The sequence below is a fragment of the Paenibacillus sp. oral taxon 786 str. D14 genome (assembly GCF_000159955.1).
In the GTDB taxonomy this organism is placed as follows: domain Bacteria; phylum Bacillota; class Bacilli; order Paenibacillales; family Paenibacillaceae; genus Fontibacillus; species Fontibacillus phoenicis.
This window is the reverse complement of sequence record NZ_GG695970.1, coordinates 235,748-253,120: the sequence shown is the minus strand read 5'-3', so window position 1 is coordinate 253,120 and position 17,373 is coordinate 235,748. Positions and strand designations below refer to the sequence as shown.

The window sequence follows — 17,373 nt, the reverse complement described above, 5'->3', positions numbered from 1 at the left end:
TATCTCCCGCCGTTCACGGCGGAGGTCCTCGCCCGCGAGTTCGCGGCGGGACGCGGGCCCGTGACGTGGGAGAGCTTGGCCGCGCCGCTCTTCCATCAGCTGCTCCTGGCGTCGCCGGAGCAGCTGGCCGCCCTTCATGAGGTCACCGAAGGGCTGGAATACCGGATCAAAAAAACGCTGCCCCGCTTGTCCGAGCCCACCGTCGCCGAGCTGCTGACGCAGCTCAAGACCAAACGCTACACGCATACGAAGCTGCAGCGCACGCTGCTGCATATTCTCTTGCAGCATCCCCGAGAGCTGCTGGCGCCCGAGGTGCTCGCGCAAGGCCCAGGGTATCTGCGCGTGCTTGGCTTTAGCGCGGCCGGGCAGCAGCTGCTGAAGCGGATGAAACAAACGGCCCGTCTGCCGATCCTCACCCGGGCTGCTGAAATGGAGCACCCGCAGCTGAATCTCGACATTCGGGCCGCTGCCGTATATGCAAATGCGATGCCAAAGCGAAGCGCAGAGGAGCTGCTGCGCGAGTACCGTCAATCCCCTATTCGCCTGACGGATTAATCGCGCCGTTACGCTCCAAGCCTCACGCCGCCAAACCTGGAATCGCTTGCCCTGGATTATGGCGCCTTCGGCTCCAACGAAGCCAAATAATCCAAGGCATCGTCCAGCGTCTTCACCGGAACGAGCTTCATCTTCGAACCGATTTCCTCCGCTTTGGCCTTCGCAACCTTATAATTTGCCTCTGGAACAAAAAATATTTCCGCCTTCTCCCGATCCGACGCCACAATCTTAAACTGGACGCCGCCGATCGCTCCTACGGTGCCGTCCTCGGCGATCGTGCCGGTGCCAGCCACCCGGTAGCCTTTGCTTAAGTCCCCTGGTGTCAGCTGATTATAAATCTCAAGCGTAAACATTAAGCCGGCCGACGGACCGCCAATCCGCGTGTCGGCAAACTTCACTTCCTTAGCCTGATCCGCGGCCTGTATCTTCCGCAGTTCGCCTACCGATACACCTAATCCGGCCTTGCGCACGCCGTCAGCCGCCTTAATCTCTACCAGCTCCACCTGCTGGTCGACCGATTTGCCTCCCCGTTCCAGACGGACATCAACCACATCCCCCGGTTGATTGTCCTGCAGCAAGGCGCCAAGGTCTTCAAACCGTTTGACTGGCTGTCCCTTCACCGCTCGAATTATATCCCCGGAGTGAAAATCTCCCTTGGGCGGGCTATCCTTAGACAAGCCGATGATAAATACGTACTCCGGGACGATACCGTACTTGACGCCGGCTTTATTATAGGCCGCCATAATCGCATTGGATTGGGAGCTGTTCATATAGTATCGCTGTTGCGTTTCGTATTCCTCGTCATTGCGATCAGGTTCCTTCTTCACGATCTCGGCATGCTTGTTGAAGCGAGCCGTCGCCAGCATCCATACGTTGGCGTAACTGACGGAAACCGTTGTGAGCATAAAAGTGCCCTTCTCCTCAGGATCTCCCGACGGGATGGAAACCATCGGTTTGATTTCCTCTGCCGTCCCCGGCTGATTGATCATATACGGGGTAGACATATAGACGACAATATAGACGATCACCGCAAGGATCAGCACATACAGTCCCGATTTTAACGCTTTGGCTCTGGATGGTCGCATCCCGTTTCTCCTCCCTTCCTGTGTGACGGCGCTTTCGCATCTTCTCAGCCGCCGCTCCTCTGCCTGCACCTGCCATGCGAAACCGGTAGTCTGTCCTTCGCCGCTGATGCATAGCATGTACTATGCGTATATTCGCTATCGATCTTTATCTAATGACAAAGAAGGTGGATCTATACATATGAATTTCCGACGTTTGGCCGCCAGCCCGCTCTCTACATGGTTAACCGGATTTTTGGCCGTTTTGCTCGTGATCTGCGTCGTTTACGCCCCCGGCGAAGCGTTCAAAGCTTCGGGGGAAGGCTTGGCCATATGGTGGCGCATCGTATTCCCAGCCTTGCTGCCATTTATCGTTCTGTCGCAAATGCTGATCGCCTCAGGATTCGCCCATGGTCTGGGCGCGTTGCTCGAGCCTTTCACCCGCCGCGCCCTGGGTCTTCCCGGCTCCTTCGGCTGGGTGCTGCCGCTGGGGATGACGGCCGGCTTCCCTGCCGCAGCCGAAGCTGCGGTGACCCTGCATAAGCAGGGCAAGGTCACCGCGCGTGAAGCCGAACGTCTCGCCGCGGCAGCTCACTTCTGCAGCCCGATGCTGCTCGTCGTTGTGATTGGCGCAGGCTTCTTAAGCCGCCCTGAGGTCGGCTTGCTCTTGCTCGCCGTGCACTGGATTGCCGGCCTCGCCGCCGGCGTTACGCTGCAGTTGGTGTTCCCAGACCGCTCGAAATCAGCGGTGTCTCCGCCGGTAAAGCCTGCAGCCAGGCCGCGTGAATCCATCCTGCGCCTGGCCATGCGCCGGATGGAGGAGGCCCGCCGCGAAGACGGCCGCAGCTTTGGCAAGCTGCTGGGCGACGCGGTCGCCTCGGGCGTTCAAACGCTGATGATTATCGGCGGATATATGCTTATTTTCGCAGTCGTGATTCACGTTATTCTGCTCGCGTTCCCTAATCAAACAATGGCCGTTGCAGTGAAAAGCGCTCTCGAGGTCCATTTAGGCTCCTATGCCCTGTCCGGGCTGGCCCCTTCCCTTCCTCCGGCCCTCAGCGCCTCGTTACTGGGTGCGGTGCTAGGGTGGAGCGGCCTATGCGCTTACCTGCAAGTGCGTGCCATCCTCGGCCCCGCAGGCATCGGAGAACGGTCGTTCCTGCTCAGCCGTCTGCTCCATGCAGCTTATGCTTATGTCCTGACCCTGCTGCTGTGGAAGCCGGTCACCCGCTGGCTGCCAAGCGTTCTCCCCGCATTTGGCGGCAGCGAAGCCTCCCCAATAGGAAGCGACACCCCGGCCGTCAAGCTGCCCAGCTGGCAGCAAGCGTTCGGGGTGATGGAATGGCAGCTGTGGATGCTGACATTGCTGACGGTTGGCTTCTTGTCCATCGCGCTCCTGTGGCGGCGACAAGAGAAACCTTAAAGCTCTGAGCCTTGCTTAGCTCGGCCCCAGCTTATCCTTGAACTTCTCACGCAACGCCATCTCAACCTCCGGCGGAACGAGATCGCTGACATCGCCGTGGAAGCTGGCTATCTCCTTGACGACGCTGGAGCTCAAATACGAATATTTGGGATGCGTCATCATAAAGATCGTCTCCACCTCACTGTTCAGCTTATGATTCGTAGAAGCCAGCTGCAGCTCATATTCAAAGTCGGTGACGGAGCGAATGCCCCGGACGATTACATGGGCTTGTTTGTAGTCCATGTAATTGACCAGCAGATCCCGGAAGCTGTCAATTTCGACATTAGGAAGATGCCCGGTCACCTCTCTGAGCAAGGCCTTGCGCTCATCGACCGTAAATAACGGCTTCTTGCTCAAATTGTTCAGCACGGCCACGATCAGCTTGTCAAACTGGCGCGAGGCCCGCTGGATGATGTCCATATGCCCTTTCGTTACAGGATCAAAGCTGCCCGGATATACCGCCACTCGCGGTTGCCGCTGTTCACTCATGTTGTTTTTCCTCCTGATCGTCGGTTTGAACCGTGTTCAACTCGGTATCGTAAGTATAAATGGATACGGAAGTCTCCCCGTATTCCGCTTTACGTATTTGCACAAAAGGCCCAAACCGCTCAGGATAAACATACGAGGCTTCGTATTCGAGCACGATCGTGGCCTCCGGCTTGAGCAGCTGCAGCTCGTCCATCTGGGTCATCAGCGCATCCCCGTGTTTCAGGCGGTACGGCGGATCCAAGAACACCAGATCAAATGACGCCTCCCGTTTCGCCAGAGCTTTCAGCGCACGTTCAGCGTCGTTTTTGTAGACTTCAGCCATGGTCTCGAATCCGGTCGCCTTCAAATTCTGACGGATCGTCTCAATGCTCTTAAAATCTTTATCGATAAACACCGCCTTGTCCATGCCGCGACTTAACGCCTCAATCCCGAGACCGCCGGTTCCGGCAAACAAGTCCAGCGCGGAGCCGCCGTCGAAATACGGACCGATCATGCTGAATATCGCTTCTTTGACTTTGTCTGTGGTTGGCCTGGTCCCCATGCCGGGTACGGCTTTGAGCGACCTGCCCCGGGCTCGGCCCGAAATAACTCTCATCGATTTGTTCACTCACCTTTTATGCCTGGAAAATTCCTGTCGATATCGTACCATAATCCGCCTTGGAATGAAAAATGAAAAAATCATCGAACTTTTTTGCGAATGGAGGTATAAAACCCCTCTGCCCGGACACACTTAGAGTATCGACATCACCAAATGTCGTAGACAACCGCGGAGAAGACTTACGTTTCCCCATAAGCTCTTCGTCCGGTTTCTCCTCTCCCATGATGGGCATCCCGCAAGGGATGCCCGGACAAAAGCCCTTGTAGCAAGGAATTCTACGAGGGCTTTTGTCCTTTTTTTATTTCAGCTTTAGCTTCGCGAAGTAACGATCTACTAACTCCTGTCGTAAGTTGCTCGCCTCTTCACCGGATGAAGCCGGGCTAATTAACCAAATCTCCGCATCGGGGAACTTCGGGTGGGTCAACTCAGGAGGGAGCTCTGACTGAGGAATGGACCACGCGATGCGTACCATCTCTGCATCGAAATAGCTTGCCCCAAGCCGAATCAAGTTAGCGCCTTCATAACGATGTCCGGACCCGTTGACGAGGAAGCAATTGTCATACACCTGTCCGTTAATCTTTACTGCACCCTTAAATTGGGCGTTTCGTTTGTCATAATACCCGTCTAACGAAAGATGGACCGGCGGTGCAAAAGTCGGGTCCTCCTCCATCCAGGCCGCACCGTCAAAGGTTTTCGTCACCTTCACTGGAGATACGTTCTCGATATACCACCATGTATACATTGCCAGCAACAAAACCAATCCGGCAACCGCGGATATCCATAATCGCTTGCGAATCGTTACTCCCTCCCTCGCGGCAGTTCCTTAATCTTCCAACCCATCGTACCACCGGGGGACGCTGATGACAACCGTCTAAGTCCTGGCTTATATCCCCTTGTCAAACAAGCCCCGACGGTGCATCACGGTAATGATTCGGTAAAAATCCACGCTGCCCTGCTCCGGGTTCATCAACAGCGGATCGTCTTTGCTGTATTTCACCGCCGCCTCCACCGCTTCCTTGGCCCAGGCGGGAATCCCCGGCTTTGTCCATTTCTCCAACTCGGCGATTTTCTTCGCCTGCGCTTGGACGAGGTCTTGAAGCGCTGCAAATTGTTTTTTCTCCTCTGCAGTCATCGGTTCATCTCCCTTCGTTGCATCATATTGCGTCAAGCTGTAGGTATTCATCAACTGGATCAGCTTGTTGGCATATTGCGGATCCGTCGCGTATCCGGCCGCTGCAACGGCCCGCGCCGCTTCCGGACCTGTCTTTCCAATCGCCCCGGCATAGCGCGGCGCCGATAATAAACGGGCGTGATCCGCAATCGAATCTGCCCATGACCGGTATTTGCGAAAAGCCGCGTTCACCGTCACCGCTTTGCCGCCCCGATACTCGGTTGTGGGCAGAATCAAGCTGCCTGCCGGACCGGTGCCTTTTAACCCAAACAGGTTATTGCCTTGGACAGCAAGACGACTGGTCCCCCAGTTCGATTCCAAAACGGCTTGGGCGATCGTCAATGAAGCCGGAATCCTGCTTTCCTTCGAGCTGGCGACGGCAAGGGGGGCGATTTTCTGAATAAACCCGTTTTTATCCAATCGCATTCACCTCCACCATAGTTTATGTATCCGGTTGGACGAGGGATTGGACCCTTACCTTGACGGCCTCGGGATCTGCTTAATTCGATGTATAGCCGTGAATTCGAGGGGTAACCTAACGATGGTTTCACAACCTAACTTAACTTTAGGAGGATCCTTAGCAGATGTACAACAATGTCAGTCAACAACTTCGTGAGATCGAACAAACGATGCGCCAGCTGGAACAGCAAACCCGTCAAGCTACGATGATGTACCAGCAAATGCTGCAACAGGAACAACAAAACGCGATGCAGCTGGAAGAGCTGGCTCAACGCGAGCGTAGAGCCGTGCAAGTGATTCAATCCGCACTCCAAGGGCATCAAACTGCGATGCAGCAGTATCAACGCGTAGCACAGCTTGCGAATCAACTGGAAAGCAGCGTAAACTCGATGTCTGGTTTCGGCACGAGTTATACCCAGCCTGGCATCGGTCAAACCTCCTACAGCACGCAAGGAATCGGTCAAAGCAGCTATAGCGGTGGCAGCATCGGCTCTTCCATGAACAGTCACCAGCCAAGCTCCACGCACACCGGTTCTTTGAGCTCCATCGGCTCCAGCGCTGCCAGCTCCATGGGCTCCTTGGGTTCCGCAGGCTCCATGAACTCCACGGGATCTCACACCTCGGGTTCGATCACCGGTACAGGTTCGATCGGCTCCACAGGCTCGTTTCGCAACTTCCAATAAATCAATGTGACAGCCGCCTCGAGGCGGCTGTTTTTATTTTTTCCTCGTCCTCCTTCCCCTGTGATATAATTGGAAATTATCATGTGATTGCGGAGGACTTTTCATGAGTAAGATATTCCTGTTTTTTCTCTTGTCTTGGCTGCTAGGCAATCCGTTTCTCGCCATCATCGTCTTGCTCCTCATCCTTTACTTCATTGATCGGCGATATGTTGGGTTGTTTCCGAGCCTGAGCAAACCGATCAAACGCAGCCGCAATATAGGTCGTCTCCGGCAGCAGTTGGCCGCAAGCCCCTTCGACGTCTCTGCCAAACGCGAGCTTGCCCGCTTACTGCTGGAACGCAAGAAATATGCCGAAGCTCATCGCTTGCTCGAAGAGGCGAAGGACTTCTCTGAGTCGTCGGCAGAGTTTTGGGATGACCTCGGGACGGCCTGTTTAGGACTGGGACGGATCGAGGAAGGGGAAGCGCATATTTTGCACGCCCTAAGCCTGAACGAACGGGTGAAATACGGTCAACCTTACCTGCGCCTCGCCTCCGCCTTCCGTGAGCGAGATCCGCAGAAAGCGCTGCAATACGCCGCGCGGTTTGGCGAAATCCAATCCTCCTCCAGTGAAGCGTATTATTTGCTTGGCTGCTTGTATCAGTCGCTGGGCAGCAAGGAAGAGGCAAAACGCGCTTACAAGGAGTCGATTGAGGTGTACCGTTCTCTACCGAAATATAAGAAGCGTCAAGAGCGCGGATGGGCGCTGCGCAGCTTCCTCAAACGCAGCACGCTTGGTTAAGGTCAAGGTATCCACAACAAAACGCCGGCTTCCCTCCAAATTGGAGAAGAAGCCGGCGTTGCTTTTGTACACCTGCGGTTTACAAATTTACACTGTTCTCTTGCTGCGTCCCTTCGCCGAAGCGGCGGTGAAACGGCCACCAGTTCGCTTGCCCAAAAAGCTTCACCATCACCGGGATGAGGAACGGCAAAACGACTACGGAGTACAGCACCAGGCCGGTTAACACCAGCGTGGCGATTTGCAGCATGGACAGCACGCCGGACGGATACATCGAGGCCATCGTCCCGCCAAGAATGATCGCTGCGGACATAATCACCGTCCCCATATTGCGCATCGAATGCAAGATCGCGTCGCTGACGTTCCACTCTTTGTTCTCGTTAAAGCGGTCCATCAGGAAGATGCTGTAGTCAACGCCCAGCGCTACCAACAGAACGAAACCGAAGAATGGCGTCGCCCAGCTCACGCCGGAGTACCCAAAGATGTCGACGAAGACCCACTCCGTAAACCCGATCGAAGCGTAGAACGTCAACACCAGGGACAAAATGATGTAGACTGGCATCACCAACGAACGAAGCAATACCACCAGGATAATGAAGATCCCAGCCAGCATTAAAAAGACGGTGCGCGTATAGTCGTTCCCCGAAATCGTCTTCAGATCGTTAAACGTACTCGATACGCCGCCGATCGCGATGTCGGCGTTTTCCAGCGGCGTCCCTTTCACCGCCGTTTGCACCGCAGCTTCCACTGCATCGATCTGGTCAATCGCTTCCCGGCCATAAGGGTTGCTGGAAAAGACGACTTCAAGCTTCATGACTTTGCGGTCCGCGGACAGATACGTATCGAATACTTGCTCGATCTGTTCGTTCTCCAGCGCTTCCTTCGGAACGTACCAGCCGTCCAGACCGTTGTCCGTGCTTCCAACCTCCGTCAAGTAGTCCTTGGCAGTTGTTAATCCGCCGGACACTTGAGCCAGGCCGTCAACGCTTTGATTCAGCCCATCAGTAAGCTGCGTGATTTGACCGGAGAATTCGCTGAATCCGGTTTGTACTTGCTGTTGCCCGTTTTGAATTTGCGCCAGACCGGATTCGACTTCAGGCAGCTGCCCCACGATCTTGCCTTGACCCTTGGCAGCCTGATCCAATCCCGTTTGCAGCTTCGCCAGCCCAGCAACGATTTGGTCCAGGCCCCCAGCCAACTGCTTCCCGCCGGCTGCCGCCTGCGCGTAGCCTTGGTTAGCTTGATTCAGCCCGGCCGCAACCTGCTCAAGCTGTGCTTCGATCTGCTGAAGCCCGGCCGTCAGTTGCTCCAGACCTTTGCCGGTTTCCAATACCGTCGTGCGAATCGTTAAATAATCTGGATCCGACGCTAAATCAGGATATTTGCCCTCCAGGCTGCTGAAGCGACCCGTCAAGGCGGCTAACCCCTGCGAAGCAGCCCCTAAAGGTTCGCGGATTTGCGTCAGACCGTTACCCAGCCCGGAAACCCCTTGAGCCAACTGCTGATAAGAGTCAAGCAGTTGATTGTGGGCGTTCGCCAAATCCTCAGCGCTCTTTTGCGCTTGTTGTAATCCTTGCTTCAACTGGCCGGCCCCAACCGAACCTTCCCGAATCCCTTTCTCAATCGCGGCAAGACCTCCAGACAGCTGAGAGATCCCGTTCTTCAGCTTCGCGGTGCCGTCCACCAGCTGCCCGGTGCTGTCGGCTGCTTCCTTGAGTTTAGGGGCGTTTTCCGACAGGGCCTGGCTGGCTTCCGCCAATCCATTTTGAATCTTGCCCAGCCCTTCGCCCCCTTCGCCTAATCCTTCACCAACGATCTTCACCTGATTACTTAATGCAAAATCCTTGAGCACTTCCCCTGTTGGGCGGCTCATCCCCCGAATGCTGGCAACGCCGTCCGTTTTCTCTACCTCGCGGCTGATCTTCTCAGCGAGTGCCATATACTCCGCATTATCCATGGGCTCGTCATTTTTGATCACAATGGTGGACGGCAACGACTCGCCGGGTTCAAAGCTTTCGGAGATGATGTTATACGCTTTGACCGATTCATATTCGTCACCGATTTCCTCCATGCTGTTGAAGGACACATTGCCGGTATACGAAATTACGAAAGGTACCGTTACCGCAGCAACGATCAGCAGCGCTGCCCAGGGACGCTTCAAGGAGAAGCGGCCGATGGCGCCCCAGAAGCGGTTCTCCTTATGTTCCAGTGAACCGCGGACAGGCCAGAACAACTTTGTGCCCAGCACAGCCATAAAGAACGGTACAACCGTTACCAAGGCGATCAGCATCACCGCGATGCCGACCGCTACCGCCACCGCCGAACGGTACAACATAAATTGCGATAAGCCAATTGTCGTGAAGCCGACCAGGACGGCAAGTCCGGAGAAGAGCACCGTCTTCCCTGCTCTACGGTACGTCTGGACAATCGCCTCCCATTGGTCGTTTGTATGCTGCAGTTCTTCCTTAAAGCGGCTGATCAGCAGAATACAATAGTCCGTCCCGATCCCAAACATCACCGCCACCATAAAAATCTGTGTATATGTTGAAATCGGGAAGTTCACCGTATCCACCAGGAACGCAACGATGGATTGGGACACCAGATAGCTGAGCCCAACCGTCAGCAAAGGAATAAACGGCGCCACCACCGAGCGGAAAACTACAAACAGGATCAACAGAATAAAGATGACTGTAAAATATTCCGATTTCTTCAGCCCCTGCTCCGAACTGACGATCATATCCTCGTTAATTTGCTTTTGCCCGGTCAGATAGTGCTCGACCTTCAGCGAATCGAGGGTTTGATGAATATCTTGCTCGATCTCCTTGAGCGGACGCTGCTCGTCAAGCACCGACAAAGAGGTTAATATCGTTTTACCGTCCTTGGAGATCAACTTATCTTTCGCTTCCGGCGTGCTGAACGGATCGGTAATTGAAGCGATGCCGATCTCCTCCATATGGTCGCGCAGCGCGGAGATGCCTTGTTCAATCTCTTTCTGCTCGGCATCATCGATGCCTTGATCATCATGAAAGACGAGGGCGATCTGAGTCTCTGCCGCTCCGCCCTTCAGCTTGGCCGCCTCCGCTAATATGGCGGAAGCTTCAGAGGAGGAATACCCGTCCGGAACGGTGATCTCCCCGTTCTCCCGCACTAAATCTGCCATGGAAGGCGCTGTTAGCATCAATGCCGCTGCTAAGGCGATCCACAGCAGCAATATCCACCATCTTGCCTTCAGTATGAATCTCATTTCTCTGAACTCCCTTCGCTGATCAATCTGGCTAATTTTTCGAAAGCGCTGATAACCCCTTCAACCTCTTCCGCACTAAAATGCACCAAATACTTGGAGACCGTGCTCATGATTTGTTCTTGAACGATTGCGTAATTGCGCTCTCCCTGCTCCGTCATCGTTAAATATACGACCCGACGGTCCTCTTCATCCCGAGTTCGCTGTAACACCCCTTTATCAACCATTCGCGTGGTCATCGCAGTAATGGAGCTTTTGCCGACGCCAAACGTGTCTGCCAGTTCCGTAGAGGTACACCGGCCGCGAGAGGCAATATACTTCAAGATCTGAAATTGCTCCATGGTGACATCCTCTTGAATCATGTCGCGGATTTGCCCGTTCAACCGTTTCGTGACCTCGAAATAAGCGGCCAAATAACGTTCAATTAACTGCATCGTTTCAATATTCACTGCCTTACATCCCTCCAGCTCAAACCTGTCCAATTAGTTCTATAGTCGAATAGTTCGATAATCAAACTACAAATGAAACTATAGGTGATTGCCGCCTGAAAGTCAAATTTATCCTTGCGATGAATAGCAAAAAAAGCCGCGGATTTCCCGCAGCCTTTCATCCAGACCTTACTCGTCCTCTTCGTTCTCTTCCACTTCATAAATGCAACGAAACCGTTCTTCCCCAGCAACTTCATCCCAAAACCCGGTAATTTGAAACCCAATGTTCCGGAAGAAATCTGCTCCTGCCTCATCCGTAATAGCCTCCATCCGCTCAGGAGATGCTTCCGTGAGGGCGAGCAGCACCAAGGCACGTCCATACCCTTTCATTCGCTGCTCCGGATGGACAGCCAGGTGGATAATTTCAAGCGTCTGCGAAGCATTAACCCGATAGCCGATAATTCCGGTAATCCCTGCTTCCTCTTCCTCATATCCAAACAGCTGATATGTATCCTCTTCCCGGTACAAACGAGCCGCATCCTCCAGTGCATCCGGGTCAAACATCACGGCATATTCCAGCAGCTCCCGAATGGCAGGCTCGTCCACTCTTACTTTCATTGATTTGAACATGAAGCCTCCTTGATTTCCGTACGCCCATCCTCGTAACCAATCACAACCGTGTGTGCAATACCCACGAACAATCCATGCTCAACAACGCCCGTCATCGCCTTCAACTCGTCGCTTAACCGGGCTGGGTCGGTTATCTGTCCGAAGGCCGCATCGACAATGTAGTTGCCGTTATCCGTCACGTACAACTGATCCCCTTGCATCCGCATCTCGAACGGCACATCATAACGGCTCTTCAACTCCCGCAGAGTCCATTCGTAACAAAACGGAACCAGCTCAATTGGCAGTTTGAAACGCCCTAATGTAGAGACCATCTTCCCGTTATCGGCGATAACGATAAATCGATCGCTGTTGATCGCAACGAGCTTCTCCCGAAGCAGCGCTCCCCCGCCGCCTTTGATCAGCGCCATTTGCGGATCCACCTCATCGGCCCCGTCGATCGCCAGATCCAATCGGTCCACGTCCTTCGCCTCAATTAGCGGGATGTGATATTTCGCGGCAAGCTCCTCTGAAGCCTTCGAAGTTGCGATGGCACGAATTTGCAACCCGTTCCCCACCATCTCGCCGATTTTCTCGATCGCATAATAAGCGGTTGACCCCGTCCCGAGACCAACGGTCATTCCGTCCTTTACCCATTTTGCAGCGCGGTAACCCGCCGCCTGTTTGGCATTCATGTCTACCCCTCCAAAATCATGATGTTCGTACCTTTGCCCGCTCGAACACCTCTGTCCCAGCGGCACTTTCGCTCCTAATCATACCAAAAAAGCCCGGACAATAGAACAGCAGCGTAACCGATCGGTCCGCTGCTGCCGAGAGTCCATGCCCTTATGCCTAGCTGTGATAGAAAGCCTTTACCACTTTCGTACGTTTTCGGGGCTCCTTGGGCTTGATTGCGCCACCGTGCCCGGATTCCGGCTTGACCATCGTCAGCAGCAGGATGACCGCCACCAGCGACACTCCGGCGATGACGAAAAACATCGTCATATGGCCAGCCTTCATCAGCAGCGACATCACCGGCGGCCCCGCCGATACACCGATAAACCGCATGCTGCTGTAGAGTGAAGTAATCGTACCTCGCATTTCCTTGTCGACACCTTCGGTGATCAAGGCATCGGAGCTGGGCAGGACGATGCCGATACCAGCGCCGCAGACGATCAGGCAAACGATCACAAAATAGATGTTGTTGAAAAAGCCGATGCCAAATAAGGCGCCGGTCGATAGGATTAAGCCTGCGACGCCAGACCATTTCATCAGCTTTTTGTCCTTGCCGATTTTTTTCCCGGTCACATAAGAAGCCAGACATAAAGCTGCCAGCGGAATCGCCAGTACCAACCCCTTGATCACACCGTCCAGGCCGTGTTTTGCTTCCAGTTGCTCAGACAAATAAAACAGCACGCCAAACAACAGGAACATCGAAATGCAGCCGATCGCAAAGATGGCATACAGCCAGCGGCCTTTTTGCTTCAGCACCGCTTTGACGGCAGAGATAAATTCCCTCAGCGGCTTGGCCTTCTCCCGATCTTTCGGTTCCCGCACCAAAAACAGCACCAGCAATAGCGAGATCAAACATAATACCGGAATCGACAGAAGCGGCACATACCAGATCCAAGCGCCAAGCAGTGCACCTAAGATCGGGCTGAGCACTTTGCCAAACGTATTGGAGGTTTCGATCAAGCCTAAATTGTGGCTGACTTCCTCCTCACTTTCATACAGATCGCCGACCAGCGGCAACACGATCGGGAAGGCGCCGGCCGCTCCGATCCCTTGCAGGAAGCGACCGCCTAGGATCAGCCAGTATACGGCCAGCCCGTTCACAAACCAATCCGCCACGCCAGAAATACAGCCGCCGACTCCCGCGATAATCAAGCTGGGCACAATGATCGCTTTACGGCCGAATTTATCGGAAAGATAGCCGGCAATCGGAATCAGCAAGATCGCAACCACCGCATACACGGTGATCAGCATACTGACCTGAAAGGAGTTGACATGAAGCTCACGGGCAATCTGTGGCAATATCGGAATCAGCATGGAATTTCCCAGCGTCATAATAAGCGGTATGGAGGCCAATGCAATCAAATCGCCTTTTTTGCCGAGCATCTAACCATCAGGCCACCCTTCACGAATGAAGTTTAAACAGACCCGGTTAGTGTGATACATTTAGCCGAAATTATACCGCTGTCAAGGAACCAGAATATAGGTTGATTTCGAAGCTTCCCGGATAAACCGGCTAGGTTCGCCTACGGAGTAAATGCGCAGCAAGTGCATCGCTCTTGTGCAGGCCGTATAAAACAGCTTCCGTTCGGCTTCTCTCGTGTACTTCCGGTCGGAACCGTCGTAAATCAGTACCGCATCGAACTCCACACCTTTGGCCAAATACGCCGGAATGACATGAACCCCTTTCTCAAAGGATAACGTCGTCTTCTTGATCAGCTTGGCCGGCAGCTTAGCGCTAAGCCGATCGTAGGCTTGCTTGCTTTCCTCCGCCGTTTTACAGATGACGGCAATCGATTCATATCCGTCCGCGCGCAGCTGACCGATCATCGCCTCCAGCGAAGCGTGGAGCTTATCTGCATCGTCAACCAGGTGAACCTCCGGCATCTCGCCTTCCCGGTTAAACGGAACGATCGCCTCCCCGCCAGGGATCATCTCGCGGGTGAACTCAACAATTTGGCGGGTGGAACGGTAGCTTTGCTCCAGCGTAATCAACTCGCTCTCCTCCGCACCGTACAAATCGCTGAATACAGAAGACTGCTGAAGCACCGAGGCGTGAGCATAAATCGCCTGGTTCAAGTCGCCGAGCGCCGTCATTTTGGCCCGCGGGAACAGCCGCTTCAGGAAGAACAGCTGGAACGGCGAATAATCCTGCGCTTCGTCGATAATGACGTGACGGATCGACGTGTTGGACCGGAAGCCAAGCAGCAGCTCTTTTAAATAGAGGAAAGGCGTAATATCTTCATAGAACAGCTCGCCCCCCGCAATCTTCTGCAGCGTTTGCTCACAGATATCTTCCCACTGATCTGGAAGCTCTTCTTGATGGACTTCTCGGAAGATCGTCAGGTCGCTGAACAGCTGCGTATATAGACGCGTCACATCAACGAACCGCAGCGATTTGACCCATTTCCGGAGCGGTTTAAGACGATCGCTGACAACCATTTTGGCCAAAATCGTCTTCTCATCCTCGTAATCGCTGAATGAAGGACTTTTACCATGCTGCTTGTGCCGCATGCGCTGGTAAGCCCGCTGGTAGTCCTCTGCATCCAGCAGCTGAATTTGTTCCTCTACCCAAGGCTGATCCAGCTCGGACTTACCAAAGGCCGCGATGGCCTTCAGCAGCCAATCTTTTAACAGCTCACAACGGTTGGCCAGCCGGATCGCGGGATCATAAGCATAAAATTGCCGGGCAATTTCCTCCACGCCAACAATTTCCTTGCCTTGAAAGCGGAGCGGTTTAAAGATCATCCCTTTCTGCTCCAGCAGTTCCTTATACCGCGTGATCGCATGCAGGAACTGTACCGACGATTTAAAACGGATTCCGCTGACCCGAGCTTGATAAGCCTCATCCTCAGGAGCAGAGAGGACAAATTCGATTTGTACAAACGGGTCCTCAAGCTGAAATTCTCTTCCAAGCCGATGCTCCAGATACTCCTGGAACGTCGTTTGCAGCATATTTTCTTCGCCCAGCTCCGGAAGCACCGTTGAAACATAGCTGTTAAACATCGGATTGGGCGAGAACAAAATCATCTGATCCGCTTGCAGCACCTCGCGGTGCTTATAAAGCAAGTAAGCGACCCTCTGCAAGGCGGCCGATGTCTTGCCGCTGCCGGCGGCCCCTTGCACGATCAGCATCCGGCTGCGATCGTTGCGGATGATTTTATTTTGCTCACGCTGGATCGTGGCCACGATGCTCTTCATCTGCGCATCAGAGCTGCGGCTTAACACCTGCTGCAGCAGCTCGTCGCCAATCGTGACGCCGGTGTCGAACATCACCTTGATGCGGCGTCCGTTGATCACGAACTGACGTTTTAGCGTCATCGTCCCTTTGATCGTACCGGACGGCGTCTCATAGGAAGCTGGACCCGGAACGCTGTCATAATAGAGATTGGAAATCGGGGCACGCCAATCATAGACGAGGAACGTTTCATCCCCCTCTTCGAGCAATGAAGCAATCCCAAGATAGATGGCTTCCACCGGTTCGCCGTCTTCAGCGAAATCAATGCGCCCGAAATAAGGAGACTGCTTTAGACGTTTCAGCTTCCCCAACGCGATAGAGGCATGCTGGTGGCTTTTCTCCCGCTCTGCGAGCACCTGGGACTGCTGCCGTAAGCTAGTTGACGTTTCACCGACATCATCCGCTTCGCTGAAGTTCACCGTTACTTCGTCCCAAAAGTTCTTCCGCATCTCAACGACATCGCCGCGTACGCTGCCAACCTCCCGCTCCAGCTTGCGGATTCTGGCGTCGATTTGGTCGGCCACGTACTCCACGCGGCGCTGTTCTTCCTGCCATGCCTGATCTGTATGGTCCAATTAAATCGCTCCCTTGAATGACATCTAACTTTATCTACAGCTGATATCTTGACAAATGATAAAAAGCATGTTATAATTGATTTGGATAAAATCTGATCTGCAACAACGATTGATAGTCTATCTTTTATTGTACCAAGATGAACTTTACTTATCAATCTATGTTTACACGATGAATGACATGAAAGTCCTGCCTTAAAGGCAGGACTTTTTTTGTTATTCCCATTAATCGCCGGTCGCTGCTGTGGAGTGATCTGCCAACCGGTTGAGCCGCTCCAATTGGTGACCGTATTCATACATTTCGGCTGACACAATCGATAAGCGCAGCACGCCTGTGCGCTCGGCTGCATATCGGTCCAGCATCCGCCGCAGGAATTCGTCGTTTTCCGTTTCAAATTGCATCGATTCGCAGTAGCCCGGCTTCAGCTTGTCATCAAACTTCAGCATGACATGCTCGTGGAATTTGGTCAGCTTCTCCAGATGCTCGTCAAATTCTTGATTTAATTCCGGCGTGCGAGCCGCCTGGAAATAATGCTGCTCCACCGCGTTCAGCACCTCAAGCCCTTGGCGAAGCGTGCGCAGCATTTGCTTATACACCACAAGTTGACGATGGTCGCTAAATTTCGGTGCTTTGATTTTCTTCTGATCCTCCTCCATCAGCTTATACTTATCTGCTAATTGGCTGATGGTATCCTCAAGTTTACGCTTATCGGACCGGAACACCGCTTCCTTAATCTCATCGGAAATCGCCGTTCTTAGCAGCAGCGACAGCCGATCAAACGTTTGCCGGACCTGTTGCTCGAACTGTACCTTTGGTTTGGGCGGGAACAAGACGATGTTGATAATAAAAGCTGAAAAAATACCAATTAAGCTCAACAGAAAACGGTTTAACGCAAATTCCCACTGGCCTGACGCCTCCATCACGGACACGACCGTAACCAGTGTAATGCCAATCGTATCCCCCATTTTCAGCTGCAGACAGATCATGATCACTAGAATGCAAACCAGCCCTACGGCGATGGGTTCATTGGAGAAGACCATGCCGCCCAGCATCGCTAACACGGCCCCAAGCGTATTCGTCTGCAGCTGATCGATCAAGTAACGCCAGGAACGATAAATGGTCGGCTGCATGGCAAAAATCGCGGCGATCGCCGCGATCACCGGCGAGGATAATCCCAGTAAAGTACCGGCATATAAAGCCAGTGTAACCGCAACCCCCGTTTTTAGCATTCTTGCGCCAAATGTCACTTCCATTCCCCCTACGTCCCCCAGCACATTCCATTTATTTTAAGCAAAATTT

17 protein-coding genes are annotated in these 17,373 nt (G+C 53.6%); 4 read left to right on the top strand and 13 right to left on the bottom strand.

Annotated features, from left to right (window positions below; translation table 11 throughout):
* On the top strand, positions 1-555 hold a 555-nt coding region (locus POTG_RS01180; protein ID WP_009222959.1), incomplete at its 5' end, for a nucleotidyltransferase family protein.
* A 56-nt stretch (positions 556-611) separates the two neighbouring features.
* Here POTG_RS01180 and POTG_RS01175 read toward each other — a convergent pair.
* Positions 612-1,640 (bottom strand): SepM family pheromone-processing serine protease, encoded by a 1,029-nt coding sequence (locus tag POTG_RS01175; protein ID WP_009222958.1) that lies wholly within the window; start codon positions 1,638-1,640, stop codon positions 612-614.
* Positions 1,641-1,818: 178 nt separating this feature from the next.
* On the opposite strand from POTG_RS01175, the gene POTG_RS01170 reads away from it, so the two are divergent.
* Positions 1,819-3,039 carry a nucleoside recognition domain-containing protein gene (locus POTG_RS01170; RefSeq protein ID WP_157273273.1) on the top strand — a complete coding sequence of 407 codons (1,221 nt, stop codon included), beginning with the start codon at positions 1,819-1,821 and terminating at the stop codon, positions 3,037-3,039.
* A gap of 15 nt (positions 3,040-3,054) precedes the next feature.
* On the opposite strand, the gene coaD is transcribed toward POTG_RS01170, so the two are convergent.
* The 5 genes from coaD to POTG_RS01145 all read right to left on the bottom strand — a co-directional run bounded on the left by coaD (position 3,055) and on the right by POTG_RS01145 (position 5,762).
* Positions 3,055-3,567 (bottom strand): pantetheine-phosphate adenylyltransferase, encoded by a 513-nt coding sequence (gene coaD, locus POTG_RS01165; protein WP_009222956.1) that lies wholly within the window; start codon positions 3,565-3,567, stop codon positions 3,055-3,057.
* Complete coding sequence (rsmD, locus tag POTG_RS01160) at positions 3,560-4,162, bottom strand: 16S rRNA (guanine(966)-N(2))-methyltransferase RsmD (RefSeq protein ID WP_009222955.1); 603 nt, start codon at positions 4,160-4,162, stop codon at positions 3,560-3,562. The genes coaD and rsmD overlap by 8 nt, the downstream gene beginning before the upstream one ends.
* Positions 4,163-4,181: 19 nt before the next feature.
* Positions 4,182-4,388, bottom strand: coding sequence for a hypothetical protein (locus tag POTG_RS24560; protein ID WP_050769658.1), 207 nt, complete (start codon positions 4,386-4,388; stop codon positions 4,182-4,184).
* A gap of 75 nt (positions 4,389-4,463) precedes the next feature.
* Entirely contained in the window at positions 4,464-4,916 is a 453-nt protein-coding gene (locus tag POTG_RS01150; protein ID WP_198136135.1) for a hypothetical protein, read from the bottom strand.
* 132 nt (positions 4,917-5,048) lie between these two features.
* A complete protein-coding gene (locus POTG_RS01145) occupies positions 5,049-5,762 on the bottom strand; it encodes a glycoside hydrolase family 73 protein (RefSeq protein ID WP_009222953.1) in 714 nt (237 codons plus the stop codon).
* Between the two features lie 158 nt (positions 5,763-5,920).
* On the opposite strand from POTG_RS01145, the gene POTG_RS24555 reads away from it, so the two are divergent.
* Both POTG_RS24555 and POTG_RS01135 read left to right on the top strand, forming a co-directional pair.
* Positions 5,921-6,478, top strand: coding sequence for a hypothetical protein (locus POTG_RS24555; protein ID WP_009222952.1), 558 nt, complete (start codon positions 5,921-5,923; stop codon positions 6,476-6,478).
* 103 nt (positions 6,479-6,581) lie between these two features.
* The gene (locus POTG_RS01135) at positions 6,582-7,259 is read left to right on the top strand and encodes a tetratricopeptide repeat protein (RefSeq protein ID WP_009222951.1); all 678 of its coding nucleotides are present in this window, start codon (positions 6,582-6,584) and stop codon (positions 7,257-7,259) included.
* Positions 7,260-7,338: 79 nt separating this feature from the next.
* Here the strand turns inward: POTG_RS01135 and POTG_RS01130 are convergent, their stop codons facing one another.
* The 7 genes from POTG_RS01130 to POTG_RS01100 all read right to left on the bottom strand — a co-directional run bounded on the left by POTG_RS01130 (position 7,339) and on the right by POTG_RS01100 (position 17,327).
* Positions 7,339-10,500, bottom strand: coding sequence for an MMPL family transporter (locus tag POTG_RS01130; RefSeq protein WP_009222950.1), 3,162 nt, complete (start codon positions 10,498-10,500; stop codon positions 7,339-7,341).
* Positions 10,497-10,946 (bottom strand): MarR family winged helix-turn-helix transcriptional regulator, encoded by a 450-nt coding sequence (locus POTG_RS01125; protein WP_016312489.1) that lies wholly within the window; start codon positions 10,944-10,946, stop codon positions 10,497-10,499. Before POTG_RS01125 ends, POTG_RS01130 begins: the two co-directional genes overlap by 4 nt.
* Before the next feature lie 168 nt (positions 10,947-11,114).
* Positions 11,115-11,555, bottom strand: coding sequence for a GNAT family N-acetyltransferase (locus POTG_RS01120; RefSeq protein ID WP_009222948.1), 441 nt, complete (start codon positions 11,553-11,555; stop codon positions 11,115-11,117).
* On the bottom strand, positions 11,540-12,226 hold the full coding sequence (gene rpiA, locus POTG_RS01115; RefSeq protein ID WP_009222947.1) for a ribose-5-phosphate isomerase RpiA: 687 nt from the start codon (positions 12,224-12,226) through the stop codon (positions 11,540-11,542). The genes POTG_RS01120 and rpiA overlap by 16 nt, the downstream gene beginning before the upstream one ends.
* 157 nt (positions 12,227-12,383) lie before the next feature.
* Entirely contained in the window at positions 12,384-13,649 is a 1,266-nt protein-coding gene (locus POTG_RS01110) for an MFS transporter (protein ID WP_009222946.1), read from the bottom strand.
* Between the two features lie 81 nt (positions 13,650-13,730).
* Entirely contained in the window at positions 13,731-16,076 is a 2,346-nt protein-coding gene (gene helD, locus POTG_RS01105; protein ID WP_009222945.1) for an RNA polymerase recycling motor HelD, read from the bottom strand.
* Positions 16,077-16,298: 222 nt separating this feature from the next.
* Complete coding sequence (locus tag POTG_RS01100) at positions 16,299-17,327, bottom strand: FUSC family protein (RefSeq protein ID WP_036643723.1); 1,029 nt, start codon at positions 17,325-17,327, stop codon at positions 16,299-16,301.
* Positions 17,328-17,373 lie beyond the last annotated feature (46 nt).

What these genes read in the sequence shown, in the direction of transcription:
- POTG_RS01175 (WP_009222958.1), bottom strand. Translation starts at nt 1,640, where the DNA reads ATGCGACCATCCAGAGCCAAAGCGTTAAAATCGGGACTGTATGTGCTG.
- POTG_RS01170 (WP_157273273.1), top strand. Translation starts at nt 1,819, where the DNA reads ATGAATTTCCGACGTTTGGCCGCCAGCCCGCTCTCTACATGGTTAACC.
- coaD (WP_009222956.1), bottom strand. Translation starts at nt 3,567, where the DNA reads ATGAGTGAACAGCGGCAACCGCGAGTGGCGGTATATCCGGGCAGCTTT.
- rsmD (WP_009222955.1), bottom strand. Translation starts at nt 4,162, where the DNA reads ATGAGAGTTATTTCGGGCCGAGCCCGGGGCAGGTCGCTCAAAGCCGTA.
- POTG_RS24560 (WP_050769658.1), bottom strand. Translation starts at nt 4,388, where the DNA reads ATGGGAGAGGAGAAACCGGACGAAGAGCTTATGGGGAAACGTAAGTCT.
- POTG_RS01145 (WP_009222953.1), bottom strand. Translation starts at nt 5,762, where the DNA reads ATGCGATTGGATAAAAACGGGTTTATTCAGAAAATCGCCCCCCTTGCC.
- POTG_RS24555 (WP_009222952.1), top strand. Translation starts at nt 5,921, where the DNA reads ATGTACAACAATGTCAGTCAACAACTTCGTGAGATCGAACAAACGATG.
- POTG_RS01135 (WP_009222951.1), top strand. Translation starts at nt 6,582, where the DNA reads ATGAGTAAGATATTCCTGTTTTTTCTCTTGTCTTGGCTGCTAGGCAAT.
- POTG_RS01130 (WP_009222950.1), bottom strand. Translation starts at nt 10,500, where the DNA reads ATGAGATTCATACTGAAGGCAAGATGGTGGATATTGCTGCTGTGGATC.
- POTG_RS01120 (WP_009222948.1), bottom strand. Translation starts at nt 11,555, where the DNA reads ATGTTCAAATCAATGAAAGTAAGAGTGGACGAGCCTGCCATTCGGGAG.
- rpiA (WP_009222947.1), bottom strand. Translation starts at nt 12,226, where the DNA reads ATGAATGCCAAACAGGCGGCGGGTTACCGCGCTGCAAAATGGGTAAAG.
- POTG_RS01110 (WP_009222946.1), bottom strand. Translation starts at nt 13,649, where the DNA reads ATGCTCGGCAAAAAAGGCGATTTGATTGCATTGGCCTCCATACCGCTT.
- POTG_RS01100 (WP_036643723.1), bottom strand. Translation starts at nt 17,327, where the DNA reads ATGGAAGTGACATTTGGCGCAAGAATGCTAAAAACGGGGGTTGCGGTT.